The following is a 14,403-nucleotide window of genomic DNA, read 5'->3' as shown; positions in this document are numbered from 1 at the left end:
ACCTCGTGGCAAACGATTCAAAATTGTCTATTTCAGAAAAGCTGGGATACGGCATGGGCGACGCCGCTTGCGGCATCGTCTACTCTTCGGTAACGATGTTTTTGACCTGGTTTTACACCGATATTTACGGCCTCTCGGCAGCCGCTGTGGGGGTCATGTTCCTGGTGACTCGTGTACTTGATGCGATAACCGACCCGCTCACCGGCATCGTTGCCGACCGGGTAAAAACCCGCTGGGGCCACTTCCGCCCGTGGCTTATCTGGTTTGCCGTTCCTTACGCCGTGCTGGCGGTAATGACCTTCACTACGCCAGCCTTTAGTGAATCCGGTAAGTTGGTATATGCCTACCTGACATACACCTTGCTAATGCTGTGTTACACCTTTATCAATATTCCCTACTGTGCGCTTGGCGGTGTCATTACCCGTGATGAAAAAGACCGCCTGTCGGCGCAATCCTACCGGTTTACTATCTCTTCCGTTGCCGGGCTGATGGTCTCTGTGGCGACCTTGTTCCTCGTCGATTATCTGGGTAAGGACGATAAGCAGTTCGGTTTTCAGGCCACCATGGGGATCATGGGGGTGATAGCCATTGTGATGCTCCTGTTCTGTTTCTTCTCGACCAAAGAGCGTGTTGCGCCAGCGGTGGAACAGCAAAGTAGTATTCGGGAGGATCTGCGTTCGCTGTTGGCAAACGATCAGTGGCGGATCGTGGCGATCATCACCTTTTTCTCCAGTATGGCGGGAGTCATGCGCGGTGCGGCGACCTTGTACTACGCCACCTACCTGATGATGGGCGGCGTCGAGTCCGCAGCCGGGACGGCGATGAAGTCGGCGTTTATTTCAACCAGCGTGGTGGGCACTATTATCGGCAGTATCGCCGCAGGCTGGCTGGCAAAGCGCTATCGCGCAGTGTCGCTGTTTAAAAACATTAACCTGCTGTTGGTTGTGGTCGGCGTGGTGATGTTCTTCGTGCCGCCGACCTGGCTGCCGGTAGTGTTCCCGCTGTATTTCCTCGTTGGCTTCTTCCACCAGATGTATCAACCGTTTAAATGGAACATGATGGCTAATGCCGCTGACTACGGCGAGTGGAAATTTGGTCGTCGCATTACCGGGCTGTCTTACTCTGGCAATCTGTTTGCGCTGAAAATGGGGATGGCGGTTGCCGGTGCGGTCGTGGGCTTCTCGCTGGGATTGTTTGGTTATCAGGCGGGCGTATCGGTACAAACGCCGATGGCGACAATGGGGATTGTTGGGCTGCTGACCCTGGGGCCATCGCTCTCCTATCTGGTGCTGTGGTGGTTGTCGCGCTTTTATAAACTTGATGATCAGGCGATGGCAACGATTCAACGTGATTTGTCGGCCCGCCAGCAGGCAAATTTAGCGCTAAACGATGCCAAACCAGAAGCCGTGACAGGCTTACTGCACAAGGCCTAAGGAGGGCGAGATGACATCAAATGACTATCAGAATCCGATCCTCTGCGCTGACTATTCAGACCCGGATATCGTGCGGGTGGGCGATGATTTCTTTATGGTTTCCTCCAGCTTTAACCATATGCCAGCATTGCCGATTCTACATTCGACTGACCTGGTGAACTGGAAAATCATCAATCATGTTTTTAACGCTTTACCGCTGGCAGGGTTTGATGAATACCAGCCGGGCAAAGGCGTCTGGGCGCCGTCGATTCGCTGGCATGATAATAAGCTGTGGGTGTTTTTCAGTACCCCGGATGAAGGGATTTTCATGTGTCACACTGACTCCCCATGGGGGGAGTGGAGCCCACCGCACTGTGTGCAAGCGGCTAAAGGATGGATCGACCCATGTCCGTTTTGGGATGACAACGGTGAAACATGGCTGGTACACGCGTTCGCCCACAGCCGCAGTGGGATTAAACACCAACTGCAGCTATTCGCTATGTCACCTGACGGTAAACAGCTTTTGGGGGAAGGGCGCATTATCTATGACGGTAGCTGCGATCAGCCCACGCTAGAAGGGCCAAAAGTCTATAAACGCGGCGAGTGGTATTACATCTTTGCCCCAGCGGGCAGTGTGGAAACCGGGTGGGAAACGGTGCTACGTGCCAAAAAGATGACGGGCCCGTGGGTAGCGAAAAACGTTCTGTTCCAGGGGAATACGCCGGTCAATGGTCCGCACCAGGGCGGGTGGGTTGAGTTGGACGATGGCGAATGTTGGTTTGTCCATTTCCAGGATGCGCATTTGTACGGGCGCATTGTGCACCTACAGCCGATGCGCTGGGAGGCCGACGACTGGCCACGCATTGGGGAACCGCTGGGTGAGGATGGTGAAGGGCAACCTATAATGCGTGGGCCGCGCCCGGCAAGCCTGCCGCTATCCCCACGTGTGTTACCGCAAACGAGCGATGATTTTTCTGATGGTAAGCCCGGCCTGCAATGGCAGTGGCAGGCCAACCCCAATCCCGCGTGGCTGCTAGCGGGAAAGCATCAGTTGAACCTTCGCTGTTGCGCGCTACCGCAGATAGAAAATAAGCATAATTTCTACTGGCTACCTAATCTGCTGTTGCAAAAATTTCCGGCCTGGCAATTCTCCGCTCAGACTTCGTTGGCGCTAAATGCGGCGACGTCCGGTGACGCCGGTGGGCTGATTGTCTACGGTGAACGTTATGCTGCACTGCTGCTGGAAAACGTCGGTGATAGGCAGCGGCTGCTGTGGGTGACGGGCTGGATGAGCGATGCGGGAGTCGTACGTGAAACTCGCGAGGCGATAGCGCATGTGGATGCCGCAACCTGCGAGATGAAGGTAGACGTTTCCTTAGGGGGCATCTGCCGCTTTGCCTGGCGTCAGGAGGGCGGTGATTGGCGGTCTATCCCGCAATCCTTTGCCGCAGGGAAAGGGAAATGGGTTGGGGCAAAAGTAGGGCTGCTGGCGCTATCACTGGAATCAACGATAGCGGGCGGCTCCTGCGCGTTCGATCATTTTGCTCTGGATATTATCGGCTGATCCGGTTTTTTTTCGTCATCCTTTTCTATTTTCAGGATGACATTAGACGTCCGATAATCCCCGTCGGCCAGGCCGCGACTGATCTCGAGAGTCGCGGTCTCCCGGCTGAGGACGTGCTGATAGCAGGCTTCCGTATGCGCCAGGATTTTGTCCCGCAGGTGGGGATAACGCGCCATCACTTCACAGAGCGCGGAGCCAAAGATTTCCTCTTTGACCTGATAAGCATAGATTTCACGGCGGTTTTGCCACTTCATTTTGACTAACGCCGCGGGAATGGGCGCAGAAGGGCTAGAGATGCGACGACCTTCGGCGTTTTTTTCATCGCGTAACGCCTGAAGATTTCTCTGGAGAAGAGTTTCATCACTTATCTGCGGGCTTAACGTTATATTAGCCTCAGTAACATCGACAAGTTTCATACTACTTTTCCGTCAGATTATAAAACAGCGGAGCAGCTCTTTCCTGGGTCATTAAATTAAGCCAGATTTTATTACCGTCTTCATTAATGTCCTGGGTTTTTAACTCTATAATTTGACTTAACTCCAGCGCGGAGATCTCCCCCTGTACGACCAGGTTATTTAGCATAAGGGCAAAGGCTTCAATTTTAGCCACCCGATATAATCTATCTTTAATATGACGATCGCGCTCTTCGAGTAATGGGTTACGGGACTGACCGCCGCTTATCAATATCTCATCTTGCCAATCGGCGAGCGAAGCTTTCTCCGGCTCGACGAGCTGAAGCGGCTTCACATCACTGCTCTCAGCGTCTACGGCTGAGATACAAAAGCGAGCTGGGATAAGGGTTTCAGCTATCATATAGGCATCATCATTCGATTGGCAGGAGCGTAGTTTTTATTATAGTGAGGTTCGTTGACATTATCATGGAGCACTTTTAAAATCAAAAAAAGTGGAGAAAACCATGAGCGGTATTATTTATTTTGTGATGGTGTTGCTGTTACTCACCGTCATTATTTTATTTTTCATGTACGGTCAAAATAACGAAACATCTGATACTGATAATGAAAAGGCGGCACCTACAGAAGCTGCACCGCTGAACAAAGATGAAGGTGAAAACCATTTCGCCGGGCTGATGAGTACCATTACCCCGCCATGGTACTGGCGTATTAATCATGAGTATATCGATTTTCTCCAGTCCACGATTAAGCGCATGTCGATTGATGAATTAAAAGAAACGCCCGGCCTTTTTGAAGCGCAGGAGCGCTGTCGTGACCTCAATGGTGCCGTCTATGAGTATTACGACGAGATCAAACGACGCTGCCTCAAGGGCGAACAGGTCACGCTGGGCGATCCGGTGGTGACAAGTCTTCAGCAGTGCTACCGGGAATTTGCTCAGGAAGCCTATCCCGAGCTGGTTGCGTTGGTATGGCCAGACTATCAACGGCCGTTTATTCGCCCCCATGATGTGTGATTTTAGCTGTTGATATTATGTTGCGTAGTTGCGATATACTCTCAGCCGAATTTGACTTATCAACAGGACACTATGGAACGCTTTCTTGAGAATATGATGTATGCATCGCGCTGGATTCTGGCCCCGGTTTATTTTGGTCTTTCGCTGGGGCTGCTGGCTTTAGCCATCAAGTTCTTTCAGGAGATCTTTCATGTTCTGCCCAATATCTTCAGCCTGGCTGAGGCGGATCTGATACTGACCCTGCTGTCGCTGGTGGACATGACGCTGGTCGGCGGACTGCTGGTGATGGTGATGTTTTCCGGCTATGAGAACTTCGTCTCGCAGCTGGATATCAGCGCCCACAAAGAGAAACTGAACTGGCTGGGTAAAATGGATGCCACCTCGCTGAAAAATAAAGTGGCGGCATCAATTGTGGCTATCTCGTCTATTCACCTGCTGCGAGTGTTTATGGATGCTAAAAACGTCCCGGATAACAAGCTGATGTGGTATGTGATTATCCACCTGACCTTTGTTCTCTCTGCATTTGTGATGGGCTACCTCGATAGCGTGACCCGCGCGAAAAAAGGCTGACTTTAGCGTATTCCCCGTGAATATATTGCAGGCCGGATAAGGTGTTATCCGGCCTGCTGATACGCAGACCCTCTATTTATCAGACGACGCCTGCCAGAGATTTAGCTGCCCATCCGCCACGTGTTTATCTATCTGCGCCAGCTCTTCAGGCGAGAAATGCAGATTATCCAACGCTTTCACGTTCTCTTCTATCTGCTCAGGACGGCTTGCGCCAATCAGGACCGACGTCACGCGTTGGTCTTTAAGCAGCCAGCTCAGCGCCATTTGTGCCATCGACTGTCCACGCTGCTGCGCCATCTCATTGAGCAAGCGTAGGCTGCTCAGGTTGCTTTCGCTCAGCATGTTTTCCGTTAGGCCTCGTGCCTTTTTACCTTCTGTTTGCATGCGTGAACCGTCGGGAATACCGTTGAGGTATTTACCGGTCAGCAGCCCTTGCGCCAGTGGGGTAAAGGCAATACAGCCGACGCCGTTGTGTTCAAGGGCATCGAGCAGACCGCTCTTATCGACCCAGCGGTTTAGCAGGTTATAAGACGGCTGGTGGATGAGTAACGGGATTTTCCATTCGCGCAGCAGTTCAACCATTGCCTGGGTGCGCTCGGTCGAATAGGAAGAGATGCCCACATACAGCGCTTTGCCGCTCTGTACCGCCTGCGCCAGCGCGGCGGCGGTCTCTTCCATCGGCGTTTTTTCATCAACCCGGTGAGAGTAGAAGATATCGACATACTCCAGCCCCATACGCTTGAGGCTCTGATCGAGGCTGGCCAGTAGATATTTACGCGAACCGCCGGAACCGTAAGGCCCTGACCACATGTCATAGCCCGCTTTGGTGGAGATGATCAGTTCGTCGCGGTAGCTGGCAAAATCGTCACGTAACAGACGGCCGAAATTCTCTTCAGCGCTGCCCGGTGGTGGACCGTAGTTATTGGCGAGGTCGAAGTGGGTGATACCGCAGTCAAAGGCTTTGCGCAGCAGCGCGCGCTGTTCATCGAGCGCGTGGATGTGGCCAAAGCTGTGCCATAGGCCGAGGGATAGTGCAGGAAGCTGGAGGCCGCTGCGGCCACAGTAGCGATACTGCATACTTTCATAACGGGCTGGGTTTGCTTGCCAGGCCATAACTTCTCCTTTCTTTTTTTTGAAACGCTGTTTCCACAATACGTTGTTTCGATATGAATGCCCGTTGGCTCGATCACATGCGCAGAAAAAGCCAGCGTTGTGCCTCTTTATGGGTAGCGGGTAAATAGCGCTAGCCATCGCTCAAAATATCGCTATATAATTTTATATATAACGATTGGGGAGGGGAACGATGGACAACCATTTTGGTAAGGGGCTGATTGCGGGAATGAAGGCGCCTTATGCCGATAGTGCGCAGAAAGTGGTCGGATTTTGCGCGGACTACAAGCGCGGCTTCGTGCTGGGTTTTTCGCACCGCATGTTTGAGAAAACCGGCGATCGCCAGCTCAGCGCCTGGGAAGCGGGTATTCTGACGCGCCGCTACGGGCTGGATAAAGAGATGGTGATGGATTTCTTTAAAGAGCACGACTCCAGCACCACCGTACGCTACTTTATGGCGGGCTACCGTCTGGAAGGGCAGTAAAACCGGGTGCCAGGCACCCGGCGATATAGGCTTACTTCTGACGTTTATCTTCGGTATTGGTGTCAAAATCGCGGGCGTCATGACGCTCATGCAGCTGCTCATTCAACGGGCCATTGGTGCGGTTGACGATACGACCGCGCTTCACGCCTGGACGGCTGGCAATATCCTGCGCCCAGCGCATCACGTTTTTATAGCTCTGCGCGTCGAGGAACTCGTCCGCGCCATACACATTCCCCAGCACCACGTTGCCGTACCACGGCCAGATAGCCATATCGGCGATGGTGTACTCTTCTCCTGCCACATAGCGGCCGCGTGCCAGCTGCTTGTCCAGCACGTCGAGCTGACGCTTAGCTTCCATGGTGAAGCGGTTGATTGCGTACTCGATTTTGACCGGCGCATAGTTATAAAAGTGGCCGAAACCGCCGCCGAGGAACGGGGCGGAGCCCTGTAGCCAGAACAGCCAGTTCAGGGTTTCGGTACGTCCTGCCGGGTCTTTTGGCAGGAAGTGACCGAATTTTTCCGCCAGATAAAGCAGAATGTTACCGGACTCGAACACGCGGGTTGGCGGCGTGGTGGAGTGGTCGCTCAATGCGGGGATTTTTGAGTTTGGATTCACTTCGACAAAACCGCTGGAGAACTGATCGCCCTCGCCAATGCGGATTAACCACGCATCATACTCTGCCTCCGTGACGCCTACCGCCAGCAGCTCTTCCAGCATGATGGTAACTTTCTGGCCGTTAGGTGTGCCCAGCGAATAGAGCTGGAGCGGGTGATGGCCCACCGGCAGCGCCTGCTCGTGGGTGGCGCCGGAAATTGGGCGGTTGATATTGGCGAATGCGCCGCCGCTGCTTTGCGTCCACTCCCAGACTTTGGGTGGCTGATAGGTGTTCTCTGACATAATCGCTCGCCTTATTTTGATGATGTGTTGAGGGGGAAAGTGTAGCAGCCTCAGGCAAAAAGCCGTGCTGCCCAGACGCTGACGTCATCGCCGCTGCCTAAATCCGGCTGCACCAGACCGTTAACCATAAAGGTTGGCGAGACGTGAACACCGTTCTGCCGGGCATAGCGGGCGTGCCATTTGATCTCTTTTTGCAGCTCGGGCAGGGCAAACGCCTCTGCCAACGGCACGCCGCTGTAGCGTTCCAGGCGCTCAATAATCTCCTGCGGCGTGGCCTGCATATTGGGGCCGCTGCAGTGATCGGTAAATTCAAATTCCTCGCGATGGTCGGCGACCGCTTGCATCACCTTATGCGCGGCGGCTTTGCCGTCCGCCAGGGTTGATGCGGCAAGAATGCAGCGAACAATAACACCGGAAAACAGATGCCACGGCTGCGACTGCAAACGAATTTTTACGCTGATCTTATCTTCACCGGCCAGCGCCAACAGCGCGTCCAGCTTATTGAAAGTCTTTACGGAAAATGGGCAGGTGGGTTCCAGAAACACCTCGAACGTGCGCGCTCCATGGCCCCAAACCAGCGGCTGTGCCTGTAAACTCATGCGGACTCCTGATGTCATTGATGTCGATTTTTCGGAGGATTATTTTTCCCTGCGATAGGTCATCCTCGCATACTCGGGTGTATGATTAATCCACTTTTGTCGGATAAATTTCAACGTTCAGGCGAGTAAATCGCACGGTATGTTTGAGGAAGGTTCATGAATACGGGAAGTACCAATAGTGACGCCCCATTTGGCACGTTGTTGGGGTATGCGCCGGGTGGCGTAGCCATTTACTCTTCGAATTACAGCAGTTTAAAGCCAGGCGACATGCCTGACGACGCATCGTTTCGCAGCTACATCGACAACGAATACATGGGCTACAAGTGGCAATGCGTGGAGTTTGCCCGCCGCTTCCTGTTTATCACCTACGGATTTGTCTTCACCGACGTCGGCATGGCCTACGAGATCTTTTCCCTGCGCTACCTGCGCCAGGTGGTGAATGACGCCATTCTACCTTTACAGGCTTTCGCCAACGGTTCCCGTCGTCCGCCGCTCGTCGGCTCGCTGCTTATCTGGCAGAAGGGCGGTGAGTTTAACGAAACCGGCCACGTTGCGGTGATCACTCAGCTGCTTGGCAACAAGGTGCGCATCGCCGAACAGAACGTGCTGCACTCGCCGCTGCCGGCAGGCCAACAGTGGACCCGCGAACTGACGCTTGAAGTCAAAGACGGCCACTACATTCTGCATGATACCTTTGACGACACCACGATTCTTGGCTGGATGATCCAGACCGACGACGCGCGCTTTAGCCTGCCGCAGCCCGCCATTGCCGGTGAGGCGCTGAAACTGGGCGGAGCACGTCTCGACAATCACGGCCAGTTCGATGGCGATTGGCTCGACGAGCGCGACTCGCTGCAAAAAGCGTACGTCGCCGCAAACGGCCACGTGATTAACCGCGACCCGTATCAGTACTTCACCATGACGGAAAGCGCAGAGCAGGAGCTGATTAAAGCAACCAACGAGATGCACCTGATGTATCTCCACGCCACCGACAAAGTGATGCGTGACGACAATCTGCTGGCGCTGTTCGATATTCCAAAAATCCTCTGGCCGCGTCTGCGTCTGTCATGGCAGCGCCGTCGCCATGACATGATCACCGGGCGGATGGATTTCTGCATGGATGAGCGCGGGCTGAAGGTTTATGAATACAACGCCGACTCCGCGTCCTGCCATACTGAAGGTGGTCTGATCCTCGAACAGTGGCTGAAAACCGGCTATCAGGGCAGCGGCCATAACCCGGCGGAAGAGCTGCTCAGCGAGCTGGTGGGGGCGTGGAAACACAGCCTGGCCAGACCGTTCGTGCACATCATGCAGGACAAAGATCTCGAAGAGAACTATCACTCCCAGTTTATGCAGCGTGCGCTGACCCAGGCGGGCTTTGAGTGCAAAATTCTCTACGGCCTTGACGAGCTGCGCTGGGATGCCGCAGGCCAGTTGATTGATGGCGATGGCCGCCTGGTCAACTGCGTGTGGAAAACCTGGGCGTGGGAAACTGCCATTGAGCAGGTGCGTGAAGTCAGCGAAAGCGAGTACGCGGCGGTGCCTATCCGTACCGGTCATCCGGATAATGAAGTGCGCCTGATTGACGTGCTGCTGCGCCCGGAAGTGATGGTCTTTGAACCGCTGTGGACGGTGATCCCTGGCAACAAAGCGATTCTGCCGGTGCTGTGGTCGCTGTTCCCGAACCACCCGTATCTGCTGGATACCGATTTTGAAGTCAGTGAGCATCTGGCGAAAACCGGCTACGCCGTGAAGCCGATTTCCGGCCGCTGCGGCAGCAACATCGATCTGGTTAGCGGCCATGATCAACTGCTGGATCAAACCAGCGGTAAGTTTGTCGACCGGAAAAATATTTACCAGCAACTTTGGTGCTTGCCAAACGTGGCGGGAAAATATATTCAGGTATGTACTTTTACCGTTGGCGGTAACTATGGCGGCACCTGCCTGCGGGGCGATGACTCTCTGGTGATTAAAAAAGAGAGCGATATCGAACCGCTGATCGTCATAAAAGATAACGAGTAAAGGCGGATGAGTAGCCCGACGTCGCTGCGTTCGACCGGGCTACTTTTAAAAATCCGCTGGCAATAAACACAACAACAAGACAGAAAAGGAAAATACTATGCACGATCGGCGCCTTGCCGTCCGCGCGGGTGAACTCAAACCCTCCGCCGTCCGCGAACTCTTAAAGCACAGTAAATTACCCGGTGTGATTTCTCTTGGCGGCGGTATTCCGGCCCCGGAGCTTTTTGATACCGAAGGGCTTGAGCTGGCGGTGCAGAAGGTGATGAGCGAGCGCTTCAACGACGCGTTCCAGTATGGTTTGACCGAGGGCTATCCGCCGCTGCGTCAGGCGGTCAGCGAGCTGTGCCAGGCGCGCGGCGTGGCCTGCCAGGCAAGTCATGTGTACATCACTTCCGGTTCACAGCAGTCGCTGGATATCGTGGCGCGCACGTTGCTCGATCCGGGCGATGCGATTGTAGTTGAGCGTCCAACCTATCTGGCGGCGCTGCAGGTTTTCCAGCTGGCACAGGCTAATATTCTCAGCGTTGATACCGATGACCACGGCATGCTGGTGGAACAGCTCGCCGAGCTGCTGACTACCACCACCGTCAAAGCGGTCTATCTGGTACCGACTTTCGGTAATCCGGGCGGAAAAACCCTGAGCGACGATCGTCGTCGTCGGCTGGTCGAGCTGGCAAAACAGCATGACTTTGTGATCATCGAAGACGATCCGTACGGCGAAATCAGCTTTACCGATGAAGTACAGCGCCCGCTGTATCAGCACGCTGTTGAATTGGGCTGTGAAGATCAGGTGGTTTACACCTCGACCTTCTCCAAGATCCTCGCGCCGGGGATGCGTATTGGCTGGATCGTCATGCCGGACTGGCTGGCGCAGCAGACGGTGATCGTCAAACAGGCCGCCGATCTGCATACCAATATGTTGTCGCAGGTGATTACTACTGAGTATCTGGGTATGAATCGCCTGGAAAACCAGATTGCGCTTATCCGTGAAGACTATCGTAAGAAGTGTGATGCGCTGGCTAACGCGCTGGAAACCCGTCTGGGCGAGCATCTGGAATTTAGCCGACCGAAAGGCGGGATGTTCCTGTGGGCGCGCTTCCGCTATCCGTTCGATACCATGCAGTGGCTGAATAAGACGCTGGAAAATGGCGTGGTGTACGTGCCGGGCGAAGCGTTCTATAACGATAATCCGGATACCCGCACCCTGCGTTTATCCTACTCGACCGTCTCTGAAGAAGGGCTGGTGACTGCCGTAGAACGTCTGGCGAAGTCGCTGTAATACTCTATGTTCCGCGCCATCCACTGGCGCGGAACCTTATCCGTTTTTATTCCGGATCGGCAATTCTGTCGTCAAGCCAAACCAGCATCAGCGTTGCCAGAATGGCGACAGCCGCAGTACCAATAAATAACCACATAACAAATTCCTCAGCTTATTGTTCTTATTATTCTGCTGTTCACTACCGCGTGCGCTTTACTCATCGTCGACATCGTAGGGCCCAGGTGAAAAATCAGCGATGAAAATAAGAGGTTGTTCGTATCAGATCAACCCCTTTTTTCGTGTGGGAGCGCCTGTGTCTCGCGTGCTTTGGGTGATGAGATATGCCACCTGCAGGGAGCGGTTCTCTAACCCGTACAGCGTAGAGCCCGCGTACTCCGTGAAGAGGAAATCTTTAGCCCAACGAAATTGCTACCGTATTCATCATTGAAATAGCCTACAGAATAAGCGGTAAAAATGAGTCAGGGTGTTCAGGGTGTAAACGGCTATCAAGGGCCGGCAGGTGGATGGGGTGCGGTCAAAGCAGTGACGGCGTCGGTATTTTCACAAAAGGCCGTTGCGCGCGATATTATCGCCATGTTCAGGATGAACCAGGTAAAAGGTTTTGACTGCCCAGGCTGCGCGTGGCCTGACCCTGAGCATCGTTCGTCGATGGAGCTTTGCGAAAACGGTGTTAAGGCGGTCTCCTGGGAGACCACCAGTAAGAAAGCATCGCCAGCGTTTTTCCGCCAGCATTCGGTGGCCGAACTCTGGAATTACAGCGACTATGAGCTGGAAAATATCGGCCGCCTGACGCATCCAATGAAGTATGACCGCGCGACCGACCGCTGGCAGGCGGTGGAGTGGCAGCAGGCGTTTGCGGAAATCGGCGAGCGTCTGCGCAGCTATGATTCCCCGGAACAGGTAGAGTTTTATACCTCCGGACGTACCTCCAACGAAGCGGCATTCCTCTATCAGCTGTTTGCCCGCGAATACGGCAGCAACAACTTTCCCGACTGCTCCAACATGTGTCACGGGCCAACCAGCGCTGGGCTGACTCAGTCCATCGGGATGGGTAAAGGTACCGTTGAACTCGAGGATTTTGAGCACTGCGATCTGGTGATTTGTATCGGCCATAATCCGGGTACCAACCACCCGCGTATGCTCACGACGCTTCGGGAAGTGGCGCAGCGCGGCGCGCGTATTATTTCCATCAATCCGCTGGCGGAGCGTGGGCTTGAGCGCTTTAGCTTCCCGCAAAGCCCCACCGATATGCTCAAAGGGCAGTCCACCGTTCTGAGCAACGATTACTACCAGCTCAAAATGGGCGGCGATAGCTCGCTGCTCAAAGGGGTGATGAAAGCGCTGATTGAGATGGATGAGGCCAGAATTTTGCTGGGAGAGGAGCCGTGCCTCGACCGCGCATTTCTGGCTGAGCACACCCAAGGATATCAAGCGCTGTACGACGATCTGCACCAGTGCCGCTGGCCGGATCTGGAGAATGATTCCGGGCTGACGCGCAGTCAGATGGAAGATTTGGCGTACCGCTACGATAAATCGAAGGCGACGATCGTCTGCTATGGTCTGGGGATCACCCAGCATAAAAACGGCACCGAGAATGTTCAGCAGCTGGTTAACCTGCTGCTGCTGAAAGGCAATATGGGCAAGCGCGGTGCCGGTATTTGTCCGCTGCGCGGCCACTCCAACGTGCAGGGCGATCGCTCGGTGGGGATTAATGAAGCCGCTTCGGAAGAGTTTCTGCTGCGTCTCGAAGCCCGCTTTAATATCAACGTACCGCGCAAACACGGGCGCTCAAGCGTTGAAAGTATTCGCGCTATCGAACGGGAAGAGGCGAAAGCGCTTATCTGTATGGGCGGCAATCTGGCGGTGGCGATGCCGCAGCCGCAGCGTACCTTTGAAGCGATGAAAAAGCTCGATTTACAGGTTCATGTTGCCACCAAGCTTAATCGTTCGCACCTGCTACTGGCGAAGCACAACTATCTACTGCCGGCGCTGGGACGTACCGAACGCGACATGCAGACCAGCGGGATCCAGTCGGTCACCGTTGAGGATTCCATGTCGATGGTGCATGCCTCCTGCGGGGCGTTGAAACCCGCGTCAGCGTGGCTGAAATCAGAACCGGCGATTGTGGCCGAAATGGCTCGCGCCACGTTGCCGAATTCCCCCGTTAACTGGGAGGTGATGAGCGGTAACTACGCTTTGATTCGCGAGGCCATCGCCGATGTGATTCCGGCATTCGCGAACTACAATGCGCGGATTGATAAACCGGGTGGTTTTCGTATGGATATCCCAGCTTCACGCCGCGAGTGGCATACCGCTACCGGTAAAGCCAATTTCGTGGTGAGTCGCCAGCATGCCGTTGAACGCGATAAACAGCCTGCCGATGCGCTGGTGCTGGCTACGCTGCGTAGCCACGATCAGTACAACACCACGATTTACGGGATGAACGATCGCTATCGCGGGATCACCGGTCGTCGCGACGTGGTGTTTTTAAGCCGGGCGGAAACCGATGCACGGGGTCTGGTTGAAGGGGATGTGATTAATCTTCTGGCGCTGGATGATAACGGCCAGCCGGATTCCAGGCGCGCCATGTACGGGCTGACGGTGGTGGTTTACAGCATGGCCGCCGGGTCAATCGGTGCCTACCTGCCGGAGGCTAACGTATTACTGTCGCTGGATGCCGTGGATACGCAAAGCCTGACGCCTGCCTATAAGAGCGTACCGGTTATCATCAGCAAGGCGTAACCGTGCGTTATCACCTGCGAGGCTTGAGTTGTTAACAACTGACTCGCGGGGCCAGACAAATGGGCTTTTCTTTATCACTAGAAGAGGCAGTATCGCAGACATGCATGCTGTCTCTTTTTTCGTTCTGAACTTACCTTCCAACCTATTTTCCTGCCGCCAGGTGCTTCCCATACTCTCTGTAGGGTATCTATCAGAATAGGTTATTACCTATAAATGGCTATGTTATTTATGATAACTCGCATCAGATCAATCTAAGTGTTTTTTCGATATAACTCATTAATTGATTTAAATCAATTA

General features: G+C 54.1%; 13 protein-coding genes. 8 read left to right on the top strand and 5 right to left on the bottom strand.

Annotated elements, in window-relative coordinates; all coding sequences use genetic code 11:
- The first annotated feature begins 5 nt into the window (after nt 1-5).
- Nucleotides 6-1,433 carry a glycoside-pentoside-hexuronide (GPH):cation symporter gene (locus LZ634_RS17950; RefSeq protein WP_234507631.1) on the top strand — a complete coding sequence of 476 codons (1,428 nt, stop codon included), beginning with the start codon at nt 6-8 and terminating at the stop codon, nt 1,431-1,433.
- A gap of 10 nt (nt 1,434-1,443) precedes the next feature.
- The gene (locus LZ634_RS17945; protein WP_234507629.1) at nt 1,444-2,976 is read left to right on the top strand and encodes a glycoside hydrolase 43 family protein; all 1,533 of its coding nucleotides are present in this window, start codon (nt 1,444-1,446) and stop codon (nt 2,974-2,976) included.
- On the opposite strand, the gene LZ634_RS17940 is transcribed toward LZ634_RS17945, so the two are convergent.
- Entirely contained in the window at nt 2,949-3,392 is a 444-nt protein-coding gene (locus tag LZ634_RS17940) for a cytoplasmic protein (protein ID WP_234507627.1), read from the bottom strand. The genes LZ634_RS17945 and LZ634_RS17940 overlap by 28 nt on opposite strands.
- 1 nt (nt 3,393) lies before the next feature.
- Nucleotides 3,394-3,789 carry a hypothetical protein gene (locus tag LZ634_RS17935; RefSeq protein ID WP_234507626.1) on the bottom strand — a complete coding sequence of 132 codons (396 nt, stop codon included), beginning with the start codon at nt 3,787-3,789 and terminating at the stop codon, nt 3,394-3,396.
- A gap of 103 nt (nt 3,790-3,892) precedes the next feature.
- Here LZ634_RS17935 and LZ634_RS17930 point away from each other — a divergent pair, with 103 nt between their 5' ends.
- Together LZ634_RS17930 and LZ634_RS17925 are read left to right on the top strand one after the other, a co-directional pair.
- The gene (locus tag LZ634_RS17930) at nt 3,893-4,402 is read left to right on the top strand and encodes an ESA_00282 family adhesion-associated protein (protein ID WP_234507624.1); all 510 of its coding nucleotides are present in this window, start codon (nt 3,893-3,895) and stop codon (nt 4,400-4,402) included.
- A gap of 72 nt (nt 4,403-4,474) precedes the next feature.
- Nucleotides 4,475-4,972, top strand: coding sequence for a TIGR00645 family protein (locus LZ634_RS17925; RefSeq protein WP_234507621.1), 498 nt, complete (start codon nt 4,475-4,477; stop codon nt 4,970-4,972).
- Nucleotides 4,973-5,044: 72 nt separating this feature from the next.
- On the opposite strand, the gene LZ634_RS17920 is transcribed toward LZ634_RS17925, so the two are convergent.
- A complete protein-coding gene (locus LZ634_RS17920) occupies nt 5,045-6,085 on the bottom strand; it encodes an aldo/keto reductase (RefSeq protein WP_234507619.1) in 1,041 nt (346 codons plus the stop codon).
- A 190-nt stretch (nt 6,086-6,275) separates the two neighbouring features.
- Here LZ634_RS17920 and LZ634_RS17915 point away from each other — a divergent pair, with 190 nt between their 5' ends.
- Nucleotides 6,276-6,566: a DUF2623 family protein gene (locus LZ634_RS17915; protein WP_061284311.1), complete on the top strand. Its 291-nt coding sequence runs from the start codon at nt 6,276-6,278 to the stop codon at nt 6,564-6,566.
- 31 nt (nt 6,567-6,597) lie between these two features.
- Here LZ634_RS17915 and yghU read toward each other — a convergent pair whose 3' ends face one another.
- Nucleotides 6,598-7,464: a glutathione-dependent disulfide-bond oxidoreductase gene (gene yghU, locus LZ634_RS17910; RefSeq protein ID WP_234507618.1), complete on the bottom strand. Its 867-nt coding sequence runs from the start codon at nt 7,462-7,464 to the stop codon at nt 6,598-6,600.
- Between the two features lie 50 nt (nt 7,465-7,514).
- A complete protein-coding gene (locus LZ634_RS17905; protein WP_234507616.1) occupies nt 7,515-8,063 on the bottom strand; it encodes a DsbA family protein in 549 nt (182 codons plus the stop codon).
- Nucleotides 8,064-8,219: 156 nt separating this feature from the next.
- Here LZ634_RS17905 and gss point away from each other — a divergent pair, with 156 nt between their 5' ends.
- From gss to LZ634_RS17890, 3 genes are all read left to right on the top strand, one after another.
- Nucleotides 8,220-10,085 carry a bifunctional glutathionylspermidine amidase/synthase gene (gss, locus tag LZ634_RS17900; RefSeq protein WP_234507614.1) on the top strand — a complete coding sequence of 622 codons (1,866 nt, stop codon included), beginning with the start codon at nt 8,220-8,222 and terminating at the stop codon, nt 10,083-10,085.
- 97 nt (nt 10,086-10,182) lie between these two features.
- Entirely contained in the window at nt 10,183-11,364 is a 1,182-nt protein-coding gene (locus LZ634_RS17895; RefSeq protein ID WP_234507612.1) for a PLP-dependent aminotransferase family protein, read from the top strand.
- A 453-nt stretch (nt 11,365-11,817) separates the two neighbouring features.
- Nucleotides 11,818-14,106: an FdhF/YdeP family oxidoreductase gene (locus LZ634_RS17890; RefSeq protein WP_234507609.1), complete on the top strand. Its 2,289-nt coding sequence runs from the start codon at nt 11,818-11,820 to the stop codon at nt 14,104-14,106.
- Nucleotides 14,107-14,403 lie beyond the last annotated feature (297 nt).

Origin of the sequence: Kluyvera intermedia (assembly GCF_021440345.1) — a bacterium.
In the GTDB taxonomy this organism is placed as follows: domain Bacteria; phylum Pseudomonadota; class Gammaproteobacteria; order Enterobacterales; family Enterobacteriaceae; genus Kluyvera; species Kluyvera intermedia_A.
Note: the sequence above shows the minus strand (reverse complement) of the source record. Positions and strands in the feature narration are given on the sequence as shown.